Below are 21,812 nucleotides of genomic sequence, written 5' to 3' on the forward strand. Positions count from 1 at the left end.
GCCTCCCATTTGAAAAAAGAAAATATCCAAAATATCCGACTGAGACTCCTCAAGTCCGGAGCATTCTTACAATAGGCGGAAGGGGCTTTACAATCGATTTAATCAGCTCCCCCATACGACTTTCCTCCTACCCAGATGCATGTTGAGTGTCTTCGTTTCCGTGTAATCCTCAACCGCATGCCTGCCCAGTTCCCGGCCGAGACCGGACTGCTTGTAGCCGCCGAACGGCAATTCCGAAGCGCCGTCCATAAAGGTGTTCATCCAGATCGTCCCGGCACGAACCTGGCGCCCGATCGTCAGGCACGTATCGAAATCGCGGCTCCAAACCCCGGCCGACAGACCATAATCGATGGAATTGGCGATGCGAACCGCTTCATCGAGCGTTTCGAAGGTCAGGACGGAGAGAACCGGGCCGAAAACCTCCTCGCGTGCGACTGCCATGTCCGGCTGCACGGCCGATAGGATGGTCGGCGACATGAACTGTCCCATGCCGAGTTCCAGCGGCTCGCCGCCATGGCTGATATTGGCTCCGCCGGTTGCTGCATTGCGCACATAGCCGTCGATCTTCGCCAGGTGCTCGGGTGTGATGATGGCGCCAACCTTGGTCTGCGGATCGAGCGGATCACCGACCTTTACCTTGGCGGAATGAGCGGCGATGCGGGCGACGACGTCGTCAGCAATATCGCGGTGAACGATAAGGCGTGAACCGGCATTGCAGCATTCGCCGGCGTTGAAATAGGCGCCGAAGACCGCCGCGTCGATGAAATCATCGAGTTCCGCGTCGGGAAACACAATCTGCGGGTTCTTGCCGCCGAGTTCCAGAGAGACCTTTTTCAAGGTCTGCGCGGCATTGGCCATGGTGAGCTTGCCGACCAGCGTGGAGCCGGTGAAGGACACCATGTCGACGTCAGGATGGACGGTCATGGGCGCACCGACTTCCGCGCCGGTTCCCGTCACGATATTGACGACACCGGCAGGAACGCCGGCTTCCATCAGTATCTCGCCAAGCACAAGCGTCGAGCCGGAAGTAAGCTCCGATGGCTTGACCACGGCCGTGCAACCAGCCGCCAGGGCGAAAGGCAGTTTCTGGCTGACGATAAGGAACGGGAAATTCCACGGCGTTATGATCGAAACGACGCCGATCGCTTCGCGCAGGACCACCCCGAGCGTGCCTTCACCGAGCGTATTATAGCTCTCGCCATGGAGATCCCGGCCGAGCGCAGCGGCATAGCGCCAGATATCCACGGCGCCGCCGAGTTCGGCCTTGGCCTGGCTGATCGGCTTGCCCGACTCGATGCAATCGAGATAGGCGAGTTCATCGGAACGCGCGGCAATCAGTTCGGCAGCCTTGAGCAAAATGTTCGAGCGCTCTGCGCCGGTCATGCGGGACCAGGTACCCGTATCGAAGGCGCGGCGCGCTGCGGCGATGGCACGTTCCGCGTCGGCTTTCGTTGCGGCCTGATAGCGGGAGACGACGACACCATGTCCCGGGCTCTTGCGCTCGATGGAAGCGCCGCCGGAACCATCGACCCACCGGCCATCGATCAGCAGCTGAAATTCGCGCACCTTGAAATCTTCGAGCGCCCGTGGGCGCACCAGAATCGTCATTACCATTCTCCTTTGAATGCGGGCTCGCGCTTTTCGGCAAAGGCCGAAACACCTTCCTTAAGGTCCGCTGTCTTTGCGACGAGGATCGAGCCCAGCGCTTCGACCGCCGTTCCATTGTCTTCGCCATTGGCCGAGGCAATCATCAGTTTGGCCACTTCGACGGCAGCCGGCCCGCGCTTGGCAATACGTTCCGCGTAGGCCGTTGCCGTTGCAACCGCCCCGCCCGTTTCGACGACGTGGTCGACAAGGCCGAGGCCCAAGGCTTCGCCTGCACTGAAGATTTCGCCGCCGAGCGCCATGCGGCGCACGACCTGCGCGCCGAAGCGCCGGACAAGGCGCTGCGTTCCCGACCATCCCGGCACCATGCCGAGGCCGGTTTCCGGCAGGCCAAGCTTGATCTGGACTTCCGCAATGCGGATATCGGCAGTTGCAGCAAGCTCGAGCCCGCCGCCCAGCGCATGACCATTGAGCGCGGCGATAAGCGGCACGCGCAAGGTCGCAAGGCGCTCGAACACGCGGTGACCGAAGCGCACCCAGGCATGGCCGAACTCATTGGGCGTCATCGCTGCCCAGGCCTTGATATCGCCGCCGGCCGAGAACGCCTTGCCGGCGCCGGTCAGGATCGCGACGCGCGTTTCGGCGTTGGCTTCGACAGCGTCGCAGGCCGCGCCCAGTTCCTTCAGCATATCGAGATCGAAGGCATTGAGCTTTTCCGGGCGCGACACGGTGATCGTGGCGACGTGACCGGCGAAAGTGACGGTGATGCGCGGGTCAGCCATGGATCGTCCTCTGTGGCTTGTGCGGCAATTCGAGGCCGAGCGGCTGCGGCTGGAAGAGGCGGGCATCCATCTGTTTCAGGTCGCGCGCGACAACCAGCGGGAACTCGGACTGGTCGAGAATATGCGCCTGCAGATCGACGCCGGGGGCGATTTCAGTCAGCACGACGCCTTCGGGACGCAGCGCCATGACGCAGCGCTCGGTCACATAGGTGATGTCCTGTCCCTGCTCGATGGCGCGGCGACCGGAGAAAGTGACGTGTTCAACCTCGTTGACCAGCTTCTTGAGCTTGCCTTCCTTTTCGATAACCAGCTTTCCGCCTTCGACATGTACTTTCGCCCCGGCATTGAACATGCCCGAGAAGACGATCTTGCGAGCGCGCGCCGTGATATCGACGAAGCCGCCGGCGCCAGCAGTCACATGCGGGCGGAAACTCAGTTTCGATACGTTGACAGAACCGCTCTTGTCGATTTCCAGGAACGAGAGCAGCGACGCATCGAAACCAGCGCCCTGGAAATAGGTCAACTGGTGCGGCGACGGCACGAAAGCCTCGGCATTCGAGGCGCAACCGAAGGCAAAGTCGAGGAGCGGAATGCCGCCGACCGGACCCTGCTCGATGACCCAGGTGACGGCACCATGCAAACCCTCTTCGAGCAGGATGCGCGGCACGTTTGCCGAGATGCCGAAACCGAGATTGACGGCGCTGCCCGCCTCGAGTTCCGTCGCGACCCGTCGCGCGATAACCTTCTGGATATTGAAATCCGGTAGTTCGAAATCTTCGAGCGGATGGAAGATCTCGCCGGAAATGGCCGGATCATACAGCGTCTGTGTTGTCTGCTTCTGTTCCGGATCGACCACGACATAATCGACAAGGATGCCGGGAACGCGCACGTCGTGCGGCTTCATCGAGCCGCTCTTGGTGATCCGCTTGACCTGAGCAATGACGATGCCGCCATTGTTGCGCACTGCGAGCGCCTGGTCGAAGCCGCCGAGATAGGCACCTTCATGCTCGTAGGTGAGGTTGCCGCGCTCGTCGGCGGTCGTTGCACGGATGATGGCCACCTGCGGCACGATCGGCTTGAAGAACAACCATTCTTCGCCATCGAATTCGATCTTGCGCACCAACGGTTCCTTCGCGGCGGATGCATTCATGGCGCAACCCTGGCGGTCCGGATCGACGAATGTGTCGAGCCCGACCTTGGTCAAGACGCCCGGACGCTTGGCGGCAGCCTCACGGTGCATGTCAAAGAGAATGCCTGAGGGCACATTGTATGCGGCAACCTCGTCATTGCCGATCATCTGCCAGATCAATGGAGGTTCGGCGCTGGACGGACCCGACGGGTAGGAGCCGCCGACGATCTTCTTCAAAAGGCCCTTCCTGGCAATGTAGTCGACCCCCTTGATCCCGCTCATGTCGCCGGCGGCTATCGGATGCAGGGTCGTCAGATCACGCGGGTGACCCGTAGCCTCGAAGCGCGCGCCGATCGCCTTCAGCATCAGGTCGGGGCAACCGAGCCCGCTCGACGATGAAACGGAGACGATGGCTTCGTCAGGAATGAGGTTCGCGGCCTCTTCGGGGGTAATGTGCTTGTTCATGCTCTTGGATCGTGCTTTCAAAGGCCTGGATTGATCTTTTGGGCGGCTCCTGTCCGCGCCGCTTCCGTAACGGCGATACCGGCGGCAAGCGACCAGATACCGTCCTCGCCCGACGCCGCAGGTCTGCCGTCGCCGGCAATGGCGGCGTGGAATTTGGCAAGGCCCGTCTCGTAGAGATTCTTGTGGTCGAGCTTGAGTTCGCTTTCGCCGTCGGCATTGCGGAGTATGACCGTCCCGACCGGCTTTTGCGTCATGACATTATGCCCGACCAGCGAGCCTTCCGTGCCGTGCACTTCGAAGCCCGTTTCAGAGTATTTCGTGGTGAAGCCGTCATGGAACAAAGCAATCAGCCCCGACTTGAAGCGCATCACGCCCATCACACCATCCTCCAGGCCCTCTTTGGCAAGTCCGCTCTTCTGGCCGAAGGCGACGGCCTCGACCGGGTCGTCGCCAAGCACGTAGCGCAGCGTATCGGTATCGTGGACGGTGATATCGAGAATCACGCCGCCGCCTGCCTCCGGGCGATCCAGGCGCCAGCCCTGCAGATGCGGCGGAAGATAAACGGCGTGGAAGACCTTGGCGGCGAGCGGCTTGCCGATCTTGCCCGCAGCAATGGCATCGCGCATCGCCGTATGGCTTGCCGCGTTACGCAGGTGGTGGTTGGTGGCAAAGACGATATTGGCGGCGCGGCAGGCCTCGACCATGGCCCGCGCATCCTCAAGGCTCGTTGCGAGCGGCTTTTCGCACAGTACATGCTTTCCCGCCTTCGCTGCGGCGAGCACCTGGTCCTTGTGCAGTTCATTGGTCGTCGAAATATAGACCGCATCGATCGGCTGTTCGCTGAACAACGCGTCGAGCGTTGTGACCGAATGGGGAATTGCGTGATCGTCGGCATATTTGCGCCCGCGCTCGGCATTGGTGCTCATGACAGAGACAATCTCGCCGCCACTGGCGCGGATCGCATCGATGACCCATTCATGCGCGATGGTGCTCGCACCAATCAGACCCCAGCGTATCATGCCAATTCCTCCGTTTGCCTGACAGGCGCGCCGCAGCTTTGGCGCACGACGAGGCGCACCGACGTAACCAGTGTTTCCTGGTCGACCTGCCCGGCATTGATCTGCTTCATCAAAAGTTGTGCCGCCCGCTGGCCCATGCCCTGCGGATCGACCGAGACGGTCGTCAGGGCGGGAACCGCTGTCTTTGCCTCGATGACATCGTCGAATCCGATGACTGCAAAACCCTTGCCCGGCTCGATATTGTTGGAGCGAAGGCCATCGCACACGCCGAAGGCGACTGCATCGTTGAAGCACAGCGCCGCAGAAGGGCGCCCGTCAAAGAACATCATGCGTTCTACCGCGGTGGCGCCGCCGGCGCGCGAGGGCGCGGAATGAATGACGAAGTTTTGGTTGAGGGGAATACCGGCTTCCATCAGGGCATCGCGATAGCCCCGCACCCGGTCGGACGACACGGCCGTGTCGGCAAAGCCGCCCATGAAGGCGATGCGGCGGTGCCCCAGATTGATGAGGTGGCGGACTGCCGCTTTCGCGCCGGCGTAATTGTCGGAGAGCAGCGTCGAAACCTTCACACCCGGCAGATTGCGCACGACGACCACAACAGGAATGCCGCTGTCGGCGAGCGGCTTGACGTCACTTGCGTCGGTTCCGCGTGCCGGTGACAGAATAAGGCCGGCGATGCCGTTTTCACGCATCGAGGCGATGACCTGGCGCTGCCTGTCGACGCTTTCGCCGCTATGGGCGAGGAATTGCACATAGCCTGCCGACTGCACCACCATGTCGACGCCGACAGCCAGTTCCGCAAAGAAACTGTTGGTCAGATCGTTGACGACGATGCCGATGATTTTCGATTTCGACTGGCGCAGATTGGCAGCCCCGCGATTGTAGACATAGCCCAGATCATTGATGAGCGCGCTGACCTTTTCGCGGGTCTTTTCATTAACGAGCGGACTGCCCTGAAGGACCAGCGACACGGTGGATTTCGACACGCCGGCGGCGCGCGCAATGTCCACAATACTTGTCCGTGTCTTGCTCAAGGTGATCTCTCCCAGTCGCCGCACAGTTAATTGGAACGTTCCAAATATGTCAAGAGATTTCTTCATGATGCCGCAAAGGCGCTGTTCTACGCGGGTTTTGCCCTCACCGCACCTCTTTCTGGGGGTTAGTCTGGCTATTCCGATAATTTTTCGGCTTGCCACTTGTGTTTTGGAACGTTCCAAATTAAAAAGCCGACGTCAGTATGGGACCGAACGCATGACAATAAGCCTCAACCTGCCGACTTCAGATGGAGCAAGCGCTGCCTATAGCCTGCGCGGCGAGCCGCTTGCCAAACCATCGTCCCCGCCCTCGTTCAATCGCATCGCCTATGCCGCGGCGCATGTCGTTTCCGATCCGCGCCGCGATGCCAATCCCTGGACCTCGCCCGCGATCGACTGGGATGCGACGATGGCATTTCGCCATCACCTGTGGTCGCTCGGCTTCAAGATTGCCGAGGCGATGGACACGGCGCAGCGCGGCATGGGCGTCGACTGGGCTACCGCGCAGGAGCTGATCCGCCGCTCGCTCGCCGAGGCGCGGACCGTTTCGGGCGCGGATCTTGCCTGCGGTGGCGGAACGGACCAGCTGTTGCCCCAGGATGCGAAATCGCTTCAGGATGTCATCGACGCCTACGAGACCCAGATCGGCTTCATTGAAGGCGAAGGCGGACGCTCGGTGATGATGGCGAGCCGTGCACTCGCACGTGTCGCCCGCTCTGCCGATGACTACCGCACCGTCTATAACGCCATCCTCTCGCAGACGCGGGAAAAGGTGACCCTGCATTGGCTTGGCGACATGTTCGATCCCCATCTTGCCGGCTATTGGGGTTCGGCAAGTTTTGAAGACGCGCTCGAAACTGTCCTTGCCGTCATCAACGACAATAGAGCCAAGGTGGAAGGCATCAAGATTTCGCTGCTGGACAATGCGAAGGAGATCGAGCTGCGCAAGCGCCTGCCCGACGACGTCCTCTGCTTTACCGGCGACGACTTCAACTATGCCGAGTTGATCGAGGGCGACGGAAAGCGCTACAGCCACGCTCTACTCGGTATTTTCGACGCTGTTGCCCCATCGGCATCGAAAGCGCTCGCGCACCTCGCAGCGGGCGATGCCGAGGCATTTCGCGAGACGATCGAGCCGACCGTGCCGCTCTCGCGCAAGATATTCGAGGCACCGACGCAGTACTACAAGGCCGGTGTCGTCTTCCTCGCCTGGCTCAATGGCCACCAAAGCCACTTCGTCATGCCGGCCGGTATGCAGTCCGCGCGTGGCATCGTGTACTACGCCGACATCTTCCGGCTTGCGGATGCGGCCAATGTGCTCGACAAGCCTGACCTTGCAGTGGCCCGGATGAAGAGCCTTTTGCAAGTTTATGGAGTGTAATGCACGTCCATGGGTTCTCGGGCTAAGCCAGAGGTCCTCTCTCCCGATAGAAAAAGGGACGGTGCCGGAGCACCGTCCCCTCCCCGCTCCAATCTTTGAAGCTTACTTGTTCCAGCTCTTGACCAGTTCGTCGTAGTTGATGGTCTGCGGCTTTTCCTTTTCGTTTTCGATCTTCAGCTGCGGAGCGAGATTGCCAGCCTTGACCGCTTCCGCGTTCCAGTAGGCAAGGTCATGCTCCTCGGCCAGCTTCGGACCGATATCACCCTGGACGCCTGATTTCTCGAGGCGGCCGAGCACCTTTTCCTGCTCCTCGCAAAGCGAGTCCATGGCTTCCTGAGCGGTCTTGGCACCGGAAGAAGCGTCACCCACGGCCTGCCACCAGAGCTGTGCCAGCTTCGGATAGTCAGGAACGTTGGTGCCCGTCGGCGACCACTGAACGCGAGCCGGCGAACGATAGAACTCGATCAGACCGCCGAGTTCAGGCGCACGCTTGGTGAAGCTCTTGTCCTGGATGGTGGATTCGCGGATGAAGGTGAGGCCGACATGGCTCTTCTTCACGTCCACGGTCTTCGAGGTTACGAACTGCGCATAGAGCCATGCGGCCTTGGCGCGATCCTCCGGCGTCGACTTCATCAGCGTCCATGAGCCGACGTCCTGGTAGCCGAGCTTCATGCCGTCTTTCCAGTAGACACCATGCGGCGAGGGCGCCATGCGCCATCTCGGGGTGCCATCTGCATTGACGACGGGAAGGCCTGGCTTGACCATGTCGGCGGTGAAGGCGGTGTACCAGAAAATCTGCTGGGCGATATTGCCCTGCGCCGGAACCGGACCCGATTCGGAGAAGGTCATGCCCTGAGCTTCCGGCGGTGCATAAGCCTTCAGCCAGTCGAGATATTTCTGGATCGAATAGACCGCAGCCGGTCCGTTGGTATCGCCGCCCCGGGCAACGCACGAGCCGACCGGACGTGACTGCGCATCGACCTTGATGCCCCATTCATCGACCGGGAGACCGTTCGGCAGGCCCTTGTCACCATTGCCAGCCATGGAAAGCCAGGCATCGGTAAAGCGCCAGCCGAGCGACGGATCCTTCTTGCCGTAGTCCATGTGACCATAGACCTTCTTGCCGTCGATCTCGCGACCGTTGAAGAATTCGGCAATGTCCTCATAGGCAGACCAATTGACCGGAACGCCGAGATCGTAGCCATATTTCGCCTTGAAATCGGCCTTATTCTTCTCGTCGTTGAACCAGTCGTAGCGGAACCAATAGAGGTTGGCGAACTGCTGGTCGGGAAGCTGATAAAGCTTCTTGTCCGGCGCAGTCGTGAACTTGGTGCCGATGAAGTCGTCGACGTCGAGACCGGGATTGGTCACGTCCTTGCCTTCATTGGCCATCCAGTCGGTCAGGTTGCGCACCTGCTGGTAGCGCCAGTGCGTGCCGATCAGATCCGAGTCGTTGACCCAGGCGTCGTAGAGGTTCTGGCCCGTCTGCATCTGCGTCTGGATCTTTTCGACGACGTCACCTTCCTGGATGATGTCGTGAGTGACCTTGATGCCGGTGATCGCGGTGAAGGCCGGGGCCAGCGTCTGCGATTCATAGCTGTGGGTCGTCAGTGACTCCGACACCACCTTGATTTCCATGCCCGCGAAGGGCTTGGCGGCATCGATGAACCACTGCATCTCCTTTTCCTGAGCAGCGCGATCAAGGGTCGACATGTCGCCGATTTCCTTGTCGAGGAACGCCTTGGCCTCATCGATTCCGGCCCAGGCACTGCCTGCGCCGAACAACAGCACCATTGCTGTCGTTGTCGTCAATAATCGCGTTCGCATGGTTGTCCTCCCAGAGTTGCTGCGATTGCATTGTTGGGACAGGGCGGAATGCCCTGTCTCAATTTCATAAGTCAGACGAAGCGGAACACGCCTATGGCGTAGACCACCGAAATTGCCAGAGCCCACCAGAGGTTGGGACCAACGAGGCCAAGCCAGGCAAGATGGATATAGGCGGCGCCGAGCAGCGACACGAAAAGCCGGTCGCCTCGCGTCGTTTCAAAGCGCAATATGCCGATGCGCGGATTGCCGCCCGGCGAGAAGTATTCCCACACCGCCATGCCGATCAGCAGAAGGAAGATCGTCATGAAGAACAGCGCGGTCGGCACGGTCCATGCCATCCATGAAAGGTCCATGTCAGGCCTCCTTCCGTGCAAATCTAAAGTCAGAACGGGATGCTATTCTTGGCGCACTCCCGAGCACGCGCGCTTCCGCTATCCTCAGCGCACGCTTCTCCAAGCCCGTCATTACACCCTCCCCAGGGCGAAGCCCTTGGCGATATAGTTGCGGACGAAGTAGATGACGATGGCGCCCGGGATCAGGGTCAACACGCCGGCGGCGGCCAACAGCCCCCAATCCATGCCTGACGCTGAAACCGTACGTGTCATCGTTGCCGCAATCGGCTTGGCATCGGTTGTCGTCAGCGTACGGGCGATCAGGAGCTCCACCCAAGAAAACATAAAGCAGAAGAAGGCGGCGACGCCGATACCGCTCGCGATAAGCGGCACAAAGATCTTCACGAAAAAGCGCGGGAACGAATAGCCATCGATATAGGCGGTCTCGTCGATCTCCTTCGGCACGCCCGACATGAAACCCTCGAGGATCCAGACGGCGAGCGGTACGTTGAACAGGCAGTGCGCCAGCGCCACCGCGATATGTGTATCAATGAGGCCGAATGCCGAATAGAGCTGGAAAAACGGCAGCGCAAACACTGCTGGCGGCGCCATGCGGTTGGTCAGCAGCCAGAAGAACAGGTGCTTGTCGCCAAGGAAGCGATAGCGCGAGAAGGCATAGGCCGCAGGCAGGGCAACCAGCACCGAAATCACCATGTTCATGACGACATAGATGATCGAATTGATGTAGCCGCGATACCATGACGGGTCGGTGAAAATCACCGCGTAATTGTGAAGTGTCGGATTTTGCGGCCACAGCGTGAAAGTGGTCAAAATCTCCTGGTTGGTCTTGAAGCTCATGTTGACGAGCCAATAGATCGGAAGCAGCAGGAAGATGATGTACAGCGTCGGGACCAGCCACCAGAATTTCGACTCGTCGCCACGCCGCCGCATCCTGCGGGCCAGCGCCTTGTCGATCTGCCGCTGCTCGGCGGCAGGCCGTCCGCTTGTGCGTGCAAGGGTTTCGTTCTGCACCGACATGTCAGCGCTCCGCATCGTAGTTGGTCATGACGGTATAGAATATCCATGACAGGAGAAGGATGATCAGGAAGTAGATGATCGACATTGCTGCTGCCGGCCCCAAGTCGAACTGGCCAATGGCGATCTTGACGAGGTCGATCGACAGGAATGTCGTGGAATTGCCGGGACCGCCGCCGGTGACGACGAAGGGCTCGGTGTAGATCATGAAACTGTCCATGAAGCGCAGGAGCACGGCGATGAGCAGCACGCGGTTCATCTTCGGCAGCTGGATGTAGCGGAAGACCGCCCAGCGCGACGCGCCATCGATCTTGGCAGCCTGGTAGAAAGCATCGGGGATCGAGACGAGACCGGCATAGCAAAGGAGTACGACGAGGCTCGTCCAGTGCCACACGTCCATGATTATGACCGTGAACCAGGCGTGCAGCGGGTTCTGCACATAATTGTACTTGATGCCGAGGCTTTCCAGCGTATGGCCGAGAAGGCCGATATCGTTGCGGCCGAAGACCTGCCAGATCGTTCCGACGACGTTCCAGGGAATGAGCAGCGGCAGCGCCATCAGGACGAGGCAGACGGGAACGCCCCAGCCACGGCGAGGCATATTCAGGGCGATGACGATGCCGAGCGGCACCTCGATGGCGAGGATGATGAAAGAGAAGACGAGATTGCGACCGAGCGCTGCGTGAAAGCGGTCCGAATGCAGGATTTCCTCGTACCATTCTGTGCCGGCCCAGAAGAACTGATTGTTGCCGAACGTATCCTGCACCGAATAATTGACGACGGTCATCAACGGAATGACGGCCGAAAACGCCACCAGCAACAGCACCGGCAGCACCATGAACCAGGCCTTGTTGTTCCAGGTCTTATCCATGGCTATTGCCTCCTGCCAGTGTGCGGAGGGTCGCGGACCAAAAGGTCATACCATGCATTATCAGTTCCCTCCCACGCGCCAGGAATCGGCGTAGATATTGATGCCCTTCGGATCGAAGGCGATGTGCGGTTCGGCCGGAATTTCCTGGCCTTCGCCGACAATAACGGCGATCTCCTGCGTGCCGAGGCGGGTGCGCACGATCTTGTGGCGGCCAATATCCTCGACCTTGGCGATTTTAACGGGCATGCCGAGGCGGCCGAGCCGCACATATTCCGGGCGGATGCCGAGTTCGACCTTGCCGGCTATGGGAGCCGATGGCGACGGCAGCTGAATCTGATGCTCGCCAATGCGGGCGGCGCCGGACTCGATCTCGACCGGCATCACATTCATGCCGGGAGAGCCGATAAAATAGCCGACGAAAGTGTGTTTTGGCCGCTCGAACAATTCTTCCGGCGTGCCGATCTGCACGATCTCGCCGTCATACATAACCACCACCTTCTGGGCGAAGGTGAGGGCTTCGGTCTGATCGTGGGTGACATAGACCATGGTATAGCCGAAGCGCTGGTGCAGCACCTTCAACTGGGAGCGCAGCACCCACTTCATGTGCGGATCGATGACCGTGAGCGGCTCGTCGAAGAGGATGGCATTGACGTCGGAGCGGACGAGGCCGCGGCCGAGCGAAATCTTCTGCTTCTGGTCCGCCGTCAGGCCACGCGCCTTCTTGTTGGCCCAGCTCGCCAGATCGATCATCTCCAGCGTTTCCTTGACCTTGCGGTCGACTTCGGCCGCTGGAACGCCGCGGTTGCGCAAGGGAAAGGCGAGGTTATCGTATACGGTCATCGTGTCGTAGATGACCGGAAACTGGAACACCTGCGCGATATTGCGTTCCTGGGTCGAAAGGTTGGTGACGTCCTCGCCATCGAACAGCAATTGCCCGTGCGACGGATGGAGGAGACCCGAGATAATGTTGAGGAGCGTGGTCTTGCCGCAGCCGGAGGGACCGAGCAGGGCATAGGCGCCGCCGTCCTCCCAGCTGTGGTGCACTTCCTTCAGTGCATAATCCTTGTCCGACTTCGGGTTGGGGACGTAGGCGTGGCGAATATGATTGAGGTCGATGCGTGCCATGGCCAGCCCCTATGCCGCGCGTTTCTGACCGCGGGTGACGGAATTGCCGGCCGCGTCAAAAATCATCAGGTTGCGTGGGTCGATGAAAATGTCGATCTGTTCATCGGGTGCGTAGATATGAATGCCATGGGTCAGCATGGTCCAGCGCGCATCGGCGAAGGATAGGTGCACGAAACTTTCAGAACCGGTGATCTCAGTCGCCGTGACCGTTGCCTTCAGGGCGATCTCATCGGGATGAGCCCGTGTTGTCTCGATATGGTGCGGCTGGAAACCGATCGTATAGGTCCCGTCGGCGAAATCAGCGAGATGGGGCGGGACCGGCAGTGTCACCCCGCCCTCGAGTTGGAAGGCCTTGCCGAACTTTGCCAGCGCGATGGTGTTGAGCGGCGGGTCGGCAAAAGTCTGGGCGGTGATCAAATCATCCGGGCGGCGGAAGACGTCGATAGTCGGCCCGAACTGGGTGATGCGGCCTTCAGCCAGCGTTGCCGTATTTCCGCCAAGCAGGAGCGCCTCATGCGGTTCGGTTGTCGCGTAGACGAAGATCGTGCCCGACTCCGCGAAAATCTTCGGCAGTTCCTGCCGCAGTTCCTCGCGCAGCTTGTAGTCGAGATTGGCCAGCGGTTCATCAAGGAGCACGAGCTTGGCGTTCTTGACGATGGCACGCGCGAGCGCGGTGCGCTGCTGCTGGCCGCCCGAAAGATTGAGCGGCGTGCGGTCGAGATATGGCGTCAGCTTCAACAGCTCGGCCGCCTTGCGCACTTCGCGATCGATGGTCTTGGCGTCCAGACCTGCAACGCGCATCGGCGAGGCAATGTTCTCATAGACGGTGAAGGCCGGATAATTGATGAACTGTTGATAAACCATCGCAACCGAGCGCTTTTGCACCGGAATACCCGTCACATCCTTGCCGTCGAACCACACCGAACCCGAGGTCGGCACGTCAAGGCCGGCCATGATGCGCATCAGGCTGGTCTTGCCCGACAGGGTCGGCCCGAGGAGCACGTTCAGCGTGGCGTGTTGCAAAGTCAGCGAAATATCGCTGAGATGGGGCTTGCCGCCCACCACCTTCGATACATCGCGCAATTCAAGCATTCGTGGTCCTCCCTTTGAGCGACGCTTGCCGCCCCGGCGATGTGGACCCTCCGTCCCATCGCCCGATTTCATTCCAGTCTATTCCGCCGCCAGCCTGCGCCGCCGGTCCACCGCATCTTCCATGAAGCGGTCGAGCGCGGCAGCCTCGTCGGCAGTCAGGTGCAAACCCTTCTTGGTGCGGCGCCACAGCACGTCCTGCGCCGTGACCGCCCATTCATGTGCAATCTGGTAGCGTACTTCGGCCTCGTAGAGATCGGAACCGAAATTCTTGCCTAGGTCCTCGATCGACGTGGCCTTGCCAAGCAGCGTGCGTGCCTTGGTGCCGTAAAGGCGGAACAGCCGCCGTGCATGCGCCGCATCCAGAAAGGGGTAGTCGGTTTTCAGTTTCTGCAATTCTGCGTCGAACGCCGTCGCGGCAAAATCACCGCCGGGCAGCTTGCCGGCAGCGGTCCAGGGCTGGCCGCGCTTTCCGAGAAACGCTTCGATCTTTTCCAGCATATGTTCCGACAGCCGTCGGTAGGTCGTGATCTTGCCGCCAAAGATGTTGAGAAGCGGCGCCTTACCTTCCACCGCGTCGGCCTTGAGGACGTAGTCGCGGGTCGCTTCCTGCGCCTTGGACGCACCGTCGTCATAAAGCGGGCGCACGCCGGAATAGGTCCACACGACATGTTCGCGCTTGACCGGTTCGACGAAGTATTCGCTCGCCGCGGCGCAAAGATAATCGATCTCGGCGTCGCTGATTTTCACCTCGGCGGGATTGCCGTGATAATCCTGGTCGGTGGTGCCGATAAGGGTAAAATCCTGCTCGTAGGGAATGGCGAATATGATGCGGCCATCGGTGTTCTGGAAGAAATAAGCGCGCGGATCGTCGAACTTCTTGCGCACGACGATATGGCTACCCTGCACGAGCCGCACATTGTGGGCGTCATTGGCGCCGACGACGCCAGTCAAAACCTCGTCGACCCAGGGTCCCGCGGCATTGACGACGAGACGGGCGCGAACCTCCTCCGTCTCGCCGGTCAAACCGTCCTTCAGGGTCAAGGTCCAAGTCTCGGCGTCGCGCCGGGCGCTGACGACGCGGGTGCGTGTACGCACGACAGCGCCGCGATCCGCGGCATCGCGCGCATTGAGCGCAACGAAGCGCGCATCATTGACCCAGCAATCCGAATATTCGAAGGCGCGGGTATAAAGCGATTTAAGCGGCTTGGCTGCCGGGTCGCGGGTCATGTCAAGCGTGCGCGTTGCCGGCAGCTTCTTGCGCCCGCCAATATGGTCGTAGAGGAAGAGGCCGAGCCGCAACAGCCAGGCAGGGCGAAGGCCCGCATGGTGCGGCAAGACGAAACGCATCGGCCAGATGATATGCGGCGCGTTGGCCCAAAGCACCTCGCGTTCCATCAATGATTCACGTACGAGCCGGAATTCATAATATTCAAGGTAACGCAGGCCGCCGTGGATGAGCTTGGTCGAACCGGAGGACGTGCCGCTGGCAAGATCGTTCATCTCCGCGAGGAACACTGAAAAGCCACGGCCGACGGCATCACGGGCTATGCCGCATCCATTGATGCCACCGCCGATCACGAAGATATCGTAGATCTGTTCAGCCAAGCCCAGCAATCCCCACCCATGATTTCGCAGCGCACCATTTGTTCGCAATTGCGAAACATACATGAGGCGATTACGAAAGCAATACGAAACTGAAATGAACTATATAGCGCAACTTCGCCCCGCACAAGAGCCCCAATCAAGCCGATGTTTCAATCAGGCGTACGTCGGCATCGGCGCAAATTCTGCGGATGGCCTCGCTCTCGCATCGATCGGTGATGAAGGTGTGGACCTGCGAAAGATGCCCGATCCGTACCGGCGCGGTGCGCTCGAACTTGGTGGAATCGGAAACGAGAATCACATGGCGCGCATTCGCCATGATTGCCTGCGCCACCTTCACCTCACGAAAATCGAAGTCGAGAAGCGCGCCGTCGGCATCGATGGCGGAGGTGCCGATGACGGCAAAATCCACCTTGAACTGGCGGATGAAATCGACCGCCGCCTCACCGACAATGCCGCCATCCGAGCCCCGGACGACGCCGCCAGCGATGACCACCTCGATATCGGGGTAGACACGTAACTTATTGGCAACATTGATATTATTGGTGATTATCATGAGACCCTTGCGATCAAGCAGGGCCTGTCCAACCGCTTCCGTGGTCGTTCCGATGTTGACGAAGAGCGATGCATTGTCAGGTATCAGGCCGGCGGCGGCGCGTCCGATTGCTTCCTTCTCCGCTGCGGCAATCAGGCGGCGCGATTCATATTCCAGGTTCTGAATGCCTGACGGAAAAAGAGCGCCGCCATGGATACGGTTGAGCAGGCGCTGGTCGCAGAGGTCGTTCAGATCTTTACGGATCGTCTGCGGGGTCACATTGAAATGAAGCGCGAGATCGTCAACGAGGACGCGCCCATGTTCCTTGGCCATTTCGATGATTTCGGCGTGCCGGGAGGACAGGAACATGGACGTGGACTTTCATTTTCGTTTTTTCACGCATCATACGAAAACGAAAATGATCACATGTCAATCGAGCCCGATGCGAAACTGCGCCTTTTTCAGGCGGTGGCGCCCTCGATAATATCGAAGCCGGTGTTGATAATCGTCTTTTCCTGCGGCCTTTCACGGCTTTCAATGAGCTTCTCGGCCGCCGTGAGCCCGATGAGAAAACGCCGGGACAGAATGGTCGAAAGTGGCATCGGCATGGCCTGCCCTATGTCGAGCCCGTTGAAGCCAAAGATACCGAGCTTTTCCCTGACTGCGATCCCGCTGTGCATGCAATGGAAAATGCCGCCCATCGCCATATCGTCGTTGGGGAAGACCACAACGTCGAGGGAAGGCTCGGCACCAAGGAGAATTTCCAGCGACTCCCGCCCCGCCTTCGTCGAACTCGGACCAGGCTGCCTGTGCTCGGCAATAAGCGAAAGCCCGGCCTCCCGCAAAGAGGTGCAAAGCCCTTCGTAGCGCGCGCTGGCGCGATCATCCGTAGCGACGCTATGACCGGCATAGCCAAACCGGCGATAGCCGCGCTGAACCAGGTGGCGGCCGGTTTCATAGCCCGCCTGCCGGTGTGACATGCCGACGGCGATATCGACAGGGTCGCCGTCTATGTCCATGAGTTCGGCGACGCGAAACCGACCATGTTCGAGGTGACGGCGCGCGGTCGGGGTATGGTGCAACCCCGCGAGGATCACTGCCGCAGGCTGCCAGGCTAGAAACGATAGCAGGATGCGCTCTTCGATCAGCGGATCGTAGTCTGTCACGCCGATGACGGGCTGGTAGGCCGTATGTGTCAGCGCCGAATGAATTCCGCGCAGAACGTCTGGAAAGACGATGTTGGAGAGGGACGGCAGCAGCACGCTCATCAGTGTCGAGCCGGCAGAGGCGAGGCTGCCGGCGGCGCGGTTTGGAATATAGCCAAGCTCGGCGATCGCGGTGAGGACGCGCGTGCGGGTGGAATCGGCGATTGGTCCACGATCGCGAACGACACGCGACGCCGTGATTTCGCTGACGCCGGCAAGACGCGCGACATCCGCCAGGGTCGGCAGGTCAGGGCTGCGATGAGCGTTGCGTTTGCGCGGCATGTGTCAATCCGGACGGCTGACGAAATTTATTTTATGACAGCGCTACCATAAAGCGCTTGATGAATGCTAGTCAGTGTGCATAACTTTATGACAGCGCTGTCATTGTTTAGTGTTTTCGGGTCTTGGGAGAGGCCCTTCGGAGGATTCTTGCCCATGCACGTACTGGTCATCGGTGCAGCCGGAATGGTTGGCCGCAAATTGCTCGATAAGATCGCATCGCAGCCGGGCGCGCTTGGCAGGGACATTGAAAAGCTCATTCTCGTCGATGTCATCAAGCCTGATGCTCCAGCTTCGCTCGCAAGCATTTCGACCTCGCGTGCTGCCGACCTTTCGGAACCCGGCGTCGCCGAATCACTGATTGCGAGCCGCCCCGACCTCATCTTTCATCTCGCTGCGATCGTTTCTGGCGAAGCCGAAGCCGATTTCGAAAAAGGCTACAAGGTAAACCTTGATGGCACCCGGCAGTTGTTCGAAGCGATCAGGATCGAGAGCGCCAAGTCGCCCTACAAGCCGCGCGTCGTCTTTGCTTCGTCCATCGCGGTTTTTGGACAGCCCTTCCCGGAAAAGATCGGCGACGAGTTCTTCACGACACCGCTGACGAGCTATGGCACGCAGAAGGCTATTTGCGAACTTTTGCTCTCAGACTATAGCCGCCGCGGCTTCTTCGATGGCATAGGCATTCGCCTGCCGACAATCTGCATCCGCCCGGGCAAGCCCAACAAGGCGGCGTCCGGCTTCTTTTCCAATATCCTGCGCGAACCGCTTGTCGGCCAGGAAGCGGTATTGCCCGTGGATGAAAGCGTTCGCCACTGGTTCGCAAGCCCGCGTTCCGCCGTCGGGTTCTTCCTTCACGCTGCAAGCCTTGATCTCGAAAAGGTCGGCGACCGGCGCAATCTTTCCATGCCTGGCCTCTCCGCCCTGGTAGGCGAGGAAATTGCGGCTCTGCAACGCGTTGCCGGGGAAAAAGCTGTAAGGTTGATCCGGCGCGAGCCGGATGCAACAATCCAGAAGATCGTTGCAGGCTGGGCCACGGATTTCGATACGAAACGGGCCACAGCATTAGGCTTCAAGGCTGAAACCGCCTTCGATGACATCATCAAGGCGCATATCGAAGACGAACTCGGCGGGAACATTTAGGGCATGGCTTACAATCAGGAATCCGGCAAGGGCAAGATTGCCCTCGTCACCGGCGGTGGCACAGGTGTTGGCCGAGCAATTTCGGCAGCGCTTCTCGGTGCGGGCTATACGGTCGTCATCTCCGGGCGGCGCGAGGATGTGCTTGAGGATACGGCAAAGGCGCTCGCCGCCGAGACAGGCGGCAAAGTCAAGGCGATCACTGCGGATGTCAGCGACCCCCAATCGGTTTCAGGTCTCTTCGATGCGATCAAATCAGAGTTCGGACGTCTTGATCTCCTCGTCAACAATGCCGGCGTGAATGTGCCGAACATTCCGATGGAAGAACTCACTTTCGATCATTGGAACGCCATTGTCGGGGCAAACCTGACCGGTGTGTTCCTCTGCACGCAGCAAGCCATGAAACTGATGAAGGCGCAGACGCCGCGCGGCGGACGTATCATCAACAATGGCTCGATTTCCGCGCAGACGCCCAGGCCCCATTCCGCGCCCTATACCGCAACAAAGCACGCCGTGACCGGTCTTACCAAATCGACCGCGCTCGACGGCCGTCCGTTCGACATTGCCTGCGGGCAGATCGATATCGGCAATGCCGGCACGGAAATGACGTCGAAAATGTCCAGCGGTGTCCTGCAGGCGAACGGCGAGACGGCAAGCGAGCCGACGATCCCTGCCCACCATATTGGTGACGCCGTCGTGCACATGGCGAGCCTGCCTCTGGAAGCAAACGTGCTGACAATGACGATCATGGCAACGAAGATGCCGCTCGTCGGACGCGGCTAATTCGACATCGACGGCAGCGGTCGGGAGAATCGCCGCCACATGGACAGTATTTGGAGGAGAACGCATGGCATCGGTTGAATTCGCCAACGTACGAAAATCATTCGGGACGCACCCGGTCATCAAGGGCGTCGATATCGAGATTGCCGATGGCGAATTCGTTATTCTTGTCGGCCCGTCAGGCTGCGGCAAGTCCACGTTGCTGCGCATGCTGGCCGGACTTGAAAACATCTCGGCCGGCGAAATCCGCATTGGCGGCCAGGTCGTCAACGGTCTCGCGCCTAAAGAGCGCGATATCGCCATGGTATTCCAGAATTATGCGCTCTATCCGCATATGACGGTTGCCGACAACATGGCTTTCTCGCTCAAGCTCAAGGGCGCACCAAAGTCGGAGATCGACAAGCGTGTGAAGCCCGCTGCGGAAATCCTCGGCCTGTCGCATCTTCTCGAACGTTTTCCGCGGCAGCTTTCGGGCGGCCAGCGCCAGCGTGTCGCGATGGGGCGCGCCATCGTTCGCGACCCGCAGGTCTTTCTTTTCGACGAGCCCCTGTCGAACCTCGACGCGAAGCTGCGCGTTGCCATGCGGGCGGAAATCAAGGAACTGCACCAGCGCCTGAAGACCACGACAGTCTATGTGACGCACGACCAGATCGAAGCCATGACCATGGCCGACAAGATCGTGGTCATGCACGACGGTATCGTCGAGCAGATCGGTGCGCCGCTCGAACTCTACGATCAGCCGGCTAATCTGTTTGTGGCAAGCTTCATCGGCTCGCCTGCAATGAACATGATCAAGGGCAAGCTCGATCCGAACGACAATGCCAAGTTCGTGACCGACAAGGGCATCGTCCTCCCCGTCGCGAAGGCGCCGGAGAGCGCCAAGGGACGCGCGTTGATCTATGGGCTGCGCCCCGAACACATGACCATCAGCAGTGGTGGCATCCCGGCAGAGGTCGTGGTCATCGAGCCGACCGGCTCGGAAACCCAGATGATTATGCGTATTGGCGGCGATGATATTACCGGCGTCTTTCACCAGCGCGTCAGCGCCAAGCCCGGCGAAACAATCGGGCTCTCCATCCACGCGGAAGCCACGTATCTGTTCGACGCGGAAACGGGCCAGCGCCTGGTTTGACAAGCGGCTGCCTGCCGTTCGGGGCAGCAGGCGCCGTGCATGATTGTCCCCGAATGCAATTTGCCGGGAACGTGGGAGCGTTCCGGGAGAGGACTTAAACCATGGAGGAGAATCAATGACCATCAATAGAAGACATCTTCTTGGCGCGTCAGCAGGGCTCGTCGCGGCTGCCGGGCTCAATCGCTTCGGCCTCACCCCAGCCTTCGCCCAGTCGGCGCCGGCATACAAGCCGGAGGAAGGCGCCACGCTGCGTCTGTTGCGCTGGGTGCCGTTCGTTCCGGCCGAAGAGGCGGCCTGGCTCGCAAACACCAAGAAGTTCACCGACGCCACCGGCGTTCAGGTGCGCATCGACAAGGAAAGCTGGGAAGACGTTCGCCCGAAGGCGGCTGTCGCCGCCAATGTCGGCTCCGGTCCCGACATGGTCATGAGCTGGTTCGACGATCCGCAGCAATATCCTGACAAGCTCGTCGACGTGACGGAGCTTGGCGAATATCTCGGCTCGGCGCATGGCGGCTGGTATCCGGGTCTTGAAGGCTATGCCAAGCGCGATGGCAAGTTCATCGCGCTGCCGCTCTGCGCCATCGGCAATGCCGTCGTTTATCGCGACAGCCACATGAAGGCTGCGGGTTTCAGCGAGTTTCCGAAAGACACGGCGGGCTTCCTCGAGCTCTGCAAGGCCCTGCATGCCAAGGGAACGCCCGCCGGCTTCCCGCACGGCAAGGCTGTCGGCGACGGCAACAACTACGCTCACTGGCTGCTGTGGAGCCATGGCGGCAAGATGGTCGACGAGAGCGGCAAGGTTGTCATCAACAGCCCCGAGACGCTTGCATCGGTCAAGTACGCGCAGGAGCTATACAAGACCTTCATTCCGGGCACCGAAAGCTGGCAGGACGTCAACAACAACCGTGCATTCCTTGCCGGCCAGGTATCGCTGACCGCCAACGGCGTTTCGGTGTATTATGCCGCGATCAAGGATCCGGCCATGAAGGCGATTGCCGACGACATGCGCTCGGTCAACCTGCCGATCGGTCCGGTCGGACAGTCGGTCGAGTTGCACCAGACTTCGACGATCTCGATCTTCAAGCACACCAAATATCCGGAAGCAGCAAAAGCCTATCTGCAGTTCATGTATCAGGCCGACAACATGAACGCCTGGATCACGGGGGCCAGTGCCTATTGCTGCCAGCCGCTGAAGGAATTTGCAGCAAATCCGGTTTGGACATCGAACCCGATCCATGCCGCCTATGCCAAGGCATCCGAGACGCTGCGGCCGAACGGCTATGCCGGTCCGCTCGGAACCGCTTCGGCCGGCGTGATGGCCGACTACGTGCTCGTCGACATGTATGCGACGGCCGTTACCGGCCAGATGTCACCGGAAGACGCCATCGCCCAGGCGGAAAAGCGCGCCAACCGCTACTACACGCTTTAGGCATGCGAACGATCTT

At 60.0% G+C, this 21,812-nt stretch carries 19 protein-coding genes; 5 read left to right on the forward strand and 14 right to left on the reverse strand.

Going from position 1 to position 21,812, the window contains the following annotated elements:
* Positions 1-102: 102 nt before the first annotated feature.
* The 5 genes from BM074_RS06095 to BM074_RS06115 are packed head-to-tail and all read right to left on the reverse strand — an operon-like array spanning position 103 to position 6,034.
* Positions 103-1,608 (reverse strand): aldehyde dehydrogenase family protein, encoded by a 1,506-nt coding sequence (locus BM074_RS06095; protein ID WP_091920484.1) that lies wholly within the window; start codon positions 1,606-1,608, stop codon positions 103-105.
* The gene (locus BM074_RS06100; RefSeq protein ID WP_091920486.1) at positions 1,608-2,387 is read right to left on the reverse strand and encodes an enoyl-CoA hydratase/isomerase family protein; all 780 of its coding nucleotides are present in this window, start codon (positions 2,385-2,387) and stop codon (positions 1,608-1,610) included. The genes BM074_RS06095 and BM074_RS06100 overlap by 1 nt, the downstream gene beginning before the upstream one ends.
* Positions 2,380-3,981, reverse strand: a complete 1,602-nt coding sequence (locus BM074_RS06105) for an acyl CoA:acetate/3-ketoacid CoA transferase (protein WP_091920488.1) — start codon at positions 3,979-3,981, stop codon at positions 2,380-2,382. The genes BM074_RS06100 and BM074_RS06105 overlap by 8 nt, the downstream gene beginning before the upstream one ends.
* 17 nt (positions 3,982-3,998) lie before the next feature.
* On the reverse strand, positions 3,999-5,000 hold the full coding sequence (locus BM074_RS06110; RefSeq protein ID WP_091920490.1) for a Gfo/Idh/MocA family protein: 1,002 nt from the start codon (positions 4,998-5,000) through the stop codon (positions 3,999-4,001).
* Positions 4,997-6,034: a LacI family DNA-binding transcriptional regulator gene (locus BM074_RS06115; protein ID WP_091920492.1), complete on the reverse strand. Its 1,038-nt coding sequence runs from the start codon at positions 6,032-6,034 to the stop codon at positions 4,997-4,999. The genes BM074_RS06110 and BM074_RS06115 overlap by 4 nt, the downstream gene beginning before the upstream one ends.
* 217 nt (positions 6,035-6,251) lie before the next feature.
* On the opposite strand from BM074_RS06115, the gene BM074_RS06120 reads away from it, so the two are divergent.
* Positions 6,252-7,415, forward strand: coding sequence for a dihydrodipicolinate synthase family protein (locus tag BM074_RS06120; protein WP_091920494.1), 1,164 nt, complete (start codon positions 6,252-6,254; stop codon positions 7,413-7,415).
* Positions 7,416-7,517: 102 nt separating this feature from the next.
* On the opposite strand, the gene BM074_RS06125 is transcribed toward BM074_RS06120, so the two are convergent.
* From BM074_RS06125 to BM074_RS06165, 9 genes are all read right to left on the reverse strand, one after another.
* Positions 7,518-9,242: an ABC transporter substrate-binding protein gene (locus BM074_RS06125; protein WP_091920495.1), complete on the reverse strand. Its 1,725-nt coding sequence runs from the start codon at positions 9,240-9,242 to the stop codon at positions 7,518-7,520.
* Positions 9,243-9,313: 71 nt separating this feature from the next.
* Positions 9,314-9,595: a DUF2160 domain-containing protein gene (locus tag BM074_RS06130; RefSeq protein ID WP_027230755.1), complete on the reverse strand. Its 282-nt coding sequence runs from the start codon at positions 9,593-9,595 to the stop codon at positions 9,314-9,316.
* A gap of 111 nt (positions 9,596-9,706) precedes the next feature.
* Positions 9,707-10,612 carry a carbohydrate ABC transporter permease gene (locus tag BM074_RS06135; RefSeq protein WP_027230756.1) on the reverse strand — a complete coding sequence of 302 codons (906 nt, stop codon included), beginning with the start codon at positions 10,610-10,612 and terminating at the stop codon, positions 9,707-9,709.
* 1 nt (position 10,613) lies between these two features.
* Entirely contained in the window at positions 10,614-11,480 is an 867-nt protein-coding gene (locus BM074_RS06140; RefSeq protein ID WP_091920497.1) for a carbohydrate ABC transporter permease, read from the reverse strand.
* Positions 11,481-11,540: 60 nt separating this feature from the next.
* A complete protein-coding gene (locus BM074_RS06145; RefSeq protein ID WP_091920499.1) occupies positions 11,541-12,605 on the reverse strand; it encodes an ABC transporter ATP-binding protein in 1,065 nt (354 codons plus the stop codon).
* A gap of 9 nt (positions 12,606-12,614) precedes the next feature.
* A complete protein-coding gene (locus BM074_RS06150) occupies positions 12,615-13,697 on the reverse strand; it encodes an ABC transporter ATP-binding protein (RefSeq protein WP_091920502.1) in 1,083 nt (360 codons plus the stop codon).
* A gap of 78 nt (positions 13,698-13,775) precedes the next feature.
* Entirely contained in the window at positions 13,776-15,365 is a 1,590-nt protein-coding gene (gene glpD, locus BM074_RS06155; protein ID WP_091920504.1) for a glycerol-3-phosphate dehydrogenase, read from the reverse strand.
* Between the two features lie 73 nt (positions 15,366-15,438).
* Positions 15,439-16,203 carry a DeoR/GlpR family DNA-binding transcription regulator gene (locus tag BM074_RS06160; RefSeq protein ID WP_027230761.1) on the reverse strand — a complete coding sequence of 255 codons (765 nt, stop codon included), beginning with the start codon at positions 16,201-16,203 and terminating at the stop codon, positions 15,439-15,441.
* Positions 16,204-16,295: 92 nt separating this feature from the next.
* The gene (locus tag BM074_RS06165) at positions 16,296-17,321 is read right to left on the reverse strand and encodes a LacI family DNA-binding transcriptional regulator (RefSeq protein WP_091920505.1); all 1,026 of its coding nucleotides are present in this window, start codon (positions 17,319-17,321) and stop codon (positions 16,296-16,298) included.
* A gap of 153 nt (positions 17,322-17,474) precedes the next feature.
* Here BM074_RS06165 and denD point away from each other — a divergent pair, with 153 nt between their 5' ends.
* The 4 genes from denD to BM074_RS06185 all read left to right on the forward strand — a co-directional run bounded on the left by denD (position 17,475) and on the right by BM074_RS06185 (position 21,796).
* Positions 17,475-18,458 (forward strand): D-erythronate dehydrogenase, encoded by a 984-nt coding sequence (denD, locus tag BM074_RS06170; protein WP_091920507.1) that lies wholly within the window; start codon positions 17,475-17,477, stop codon positions 18,456-18,458.
* 3 nt (positions 18,459-18,461) lie between these two features.
* Positions 18,462-19,238 (forward strand): SDR family oxidoreductase, encoded by a 777-nt coding sequence (locus tag BM074_RS06175; RefSeq protein ID WP_091920509.1) that lies wholly within the window; start codon positions 18,462-18,464, stop codon positions 19,236-19,238.
* A 64-nt stretch (positions 19,239-19,302) separates the two neighbouring features.
* Positions 19,303-20,367: an ABC transporter ATP-binding protein gene (gene ugpC, locus BM074_RS06180; RefSeq protein WP_091920511.1), complete on the forward strand. Its 1,065-nt coding sequence runs from the start codon at positions 19,303-19,305 to the stop codon at positions 20,365-20,367.
* 115 nt (positions 20,368-20,482) lie between these two features.
* Entirely contained in the window at positions 20,483-21,796 is a 1,314-nt protein-coding gene (locus BM074_RS06185; protein ID WP_091920513.1) for an ABC transporter substrate-binding protein, read from the forward strand.
* The last annotated feature ends 16 nt before the right edge of the window (positions 21,797-21,812 follow it).

The organism is Phyllobacterium sp. CL33Tsu (assembly GCF_900113985.1).
In the GTDB taxonomy this organism is placed as follows: domain Bacteria; phylum Pseudomonadota; class Alphaproteobacteria; order Rhizobiales; family Rhizobiaceae; genus Phyllobacterium; species Phyllobacterium pellucidum.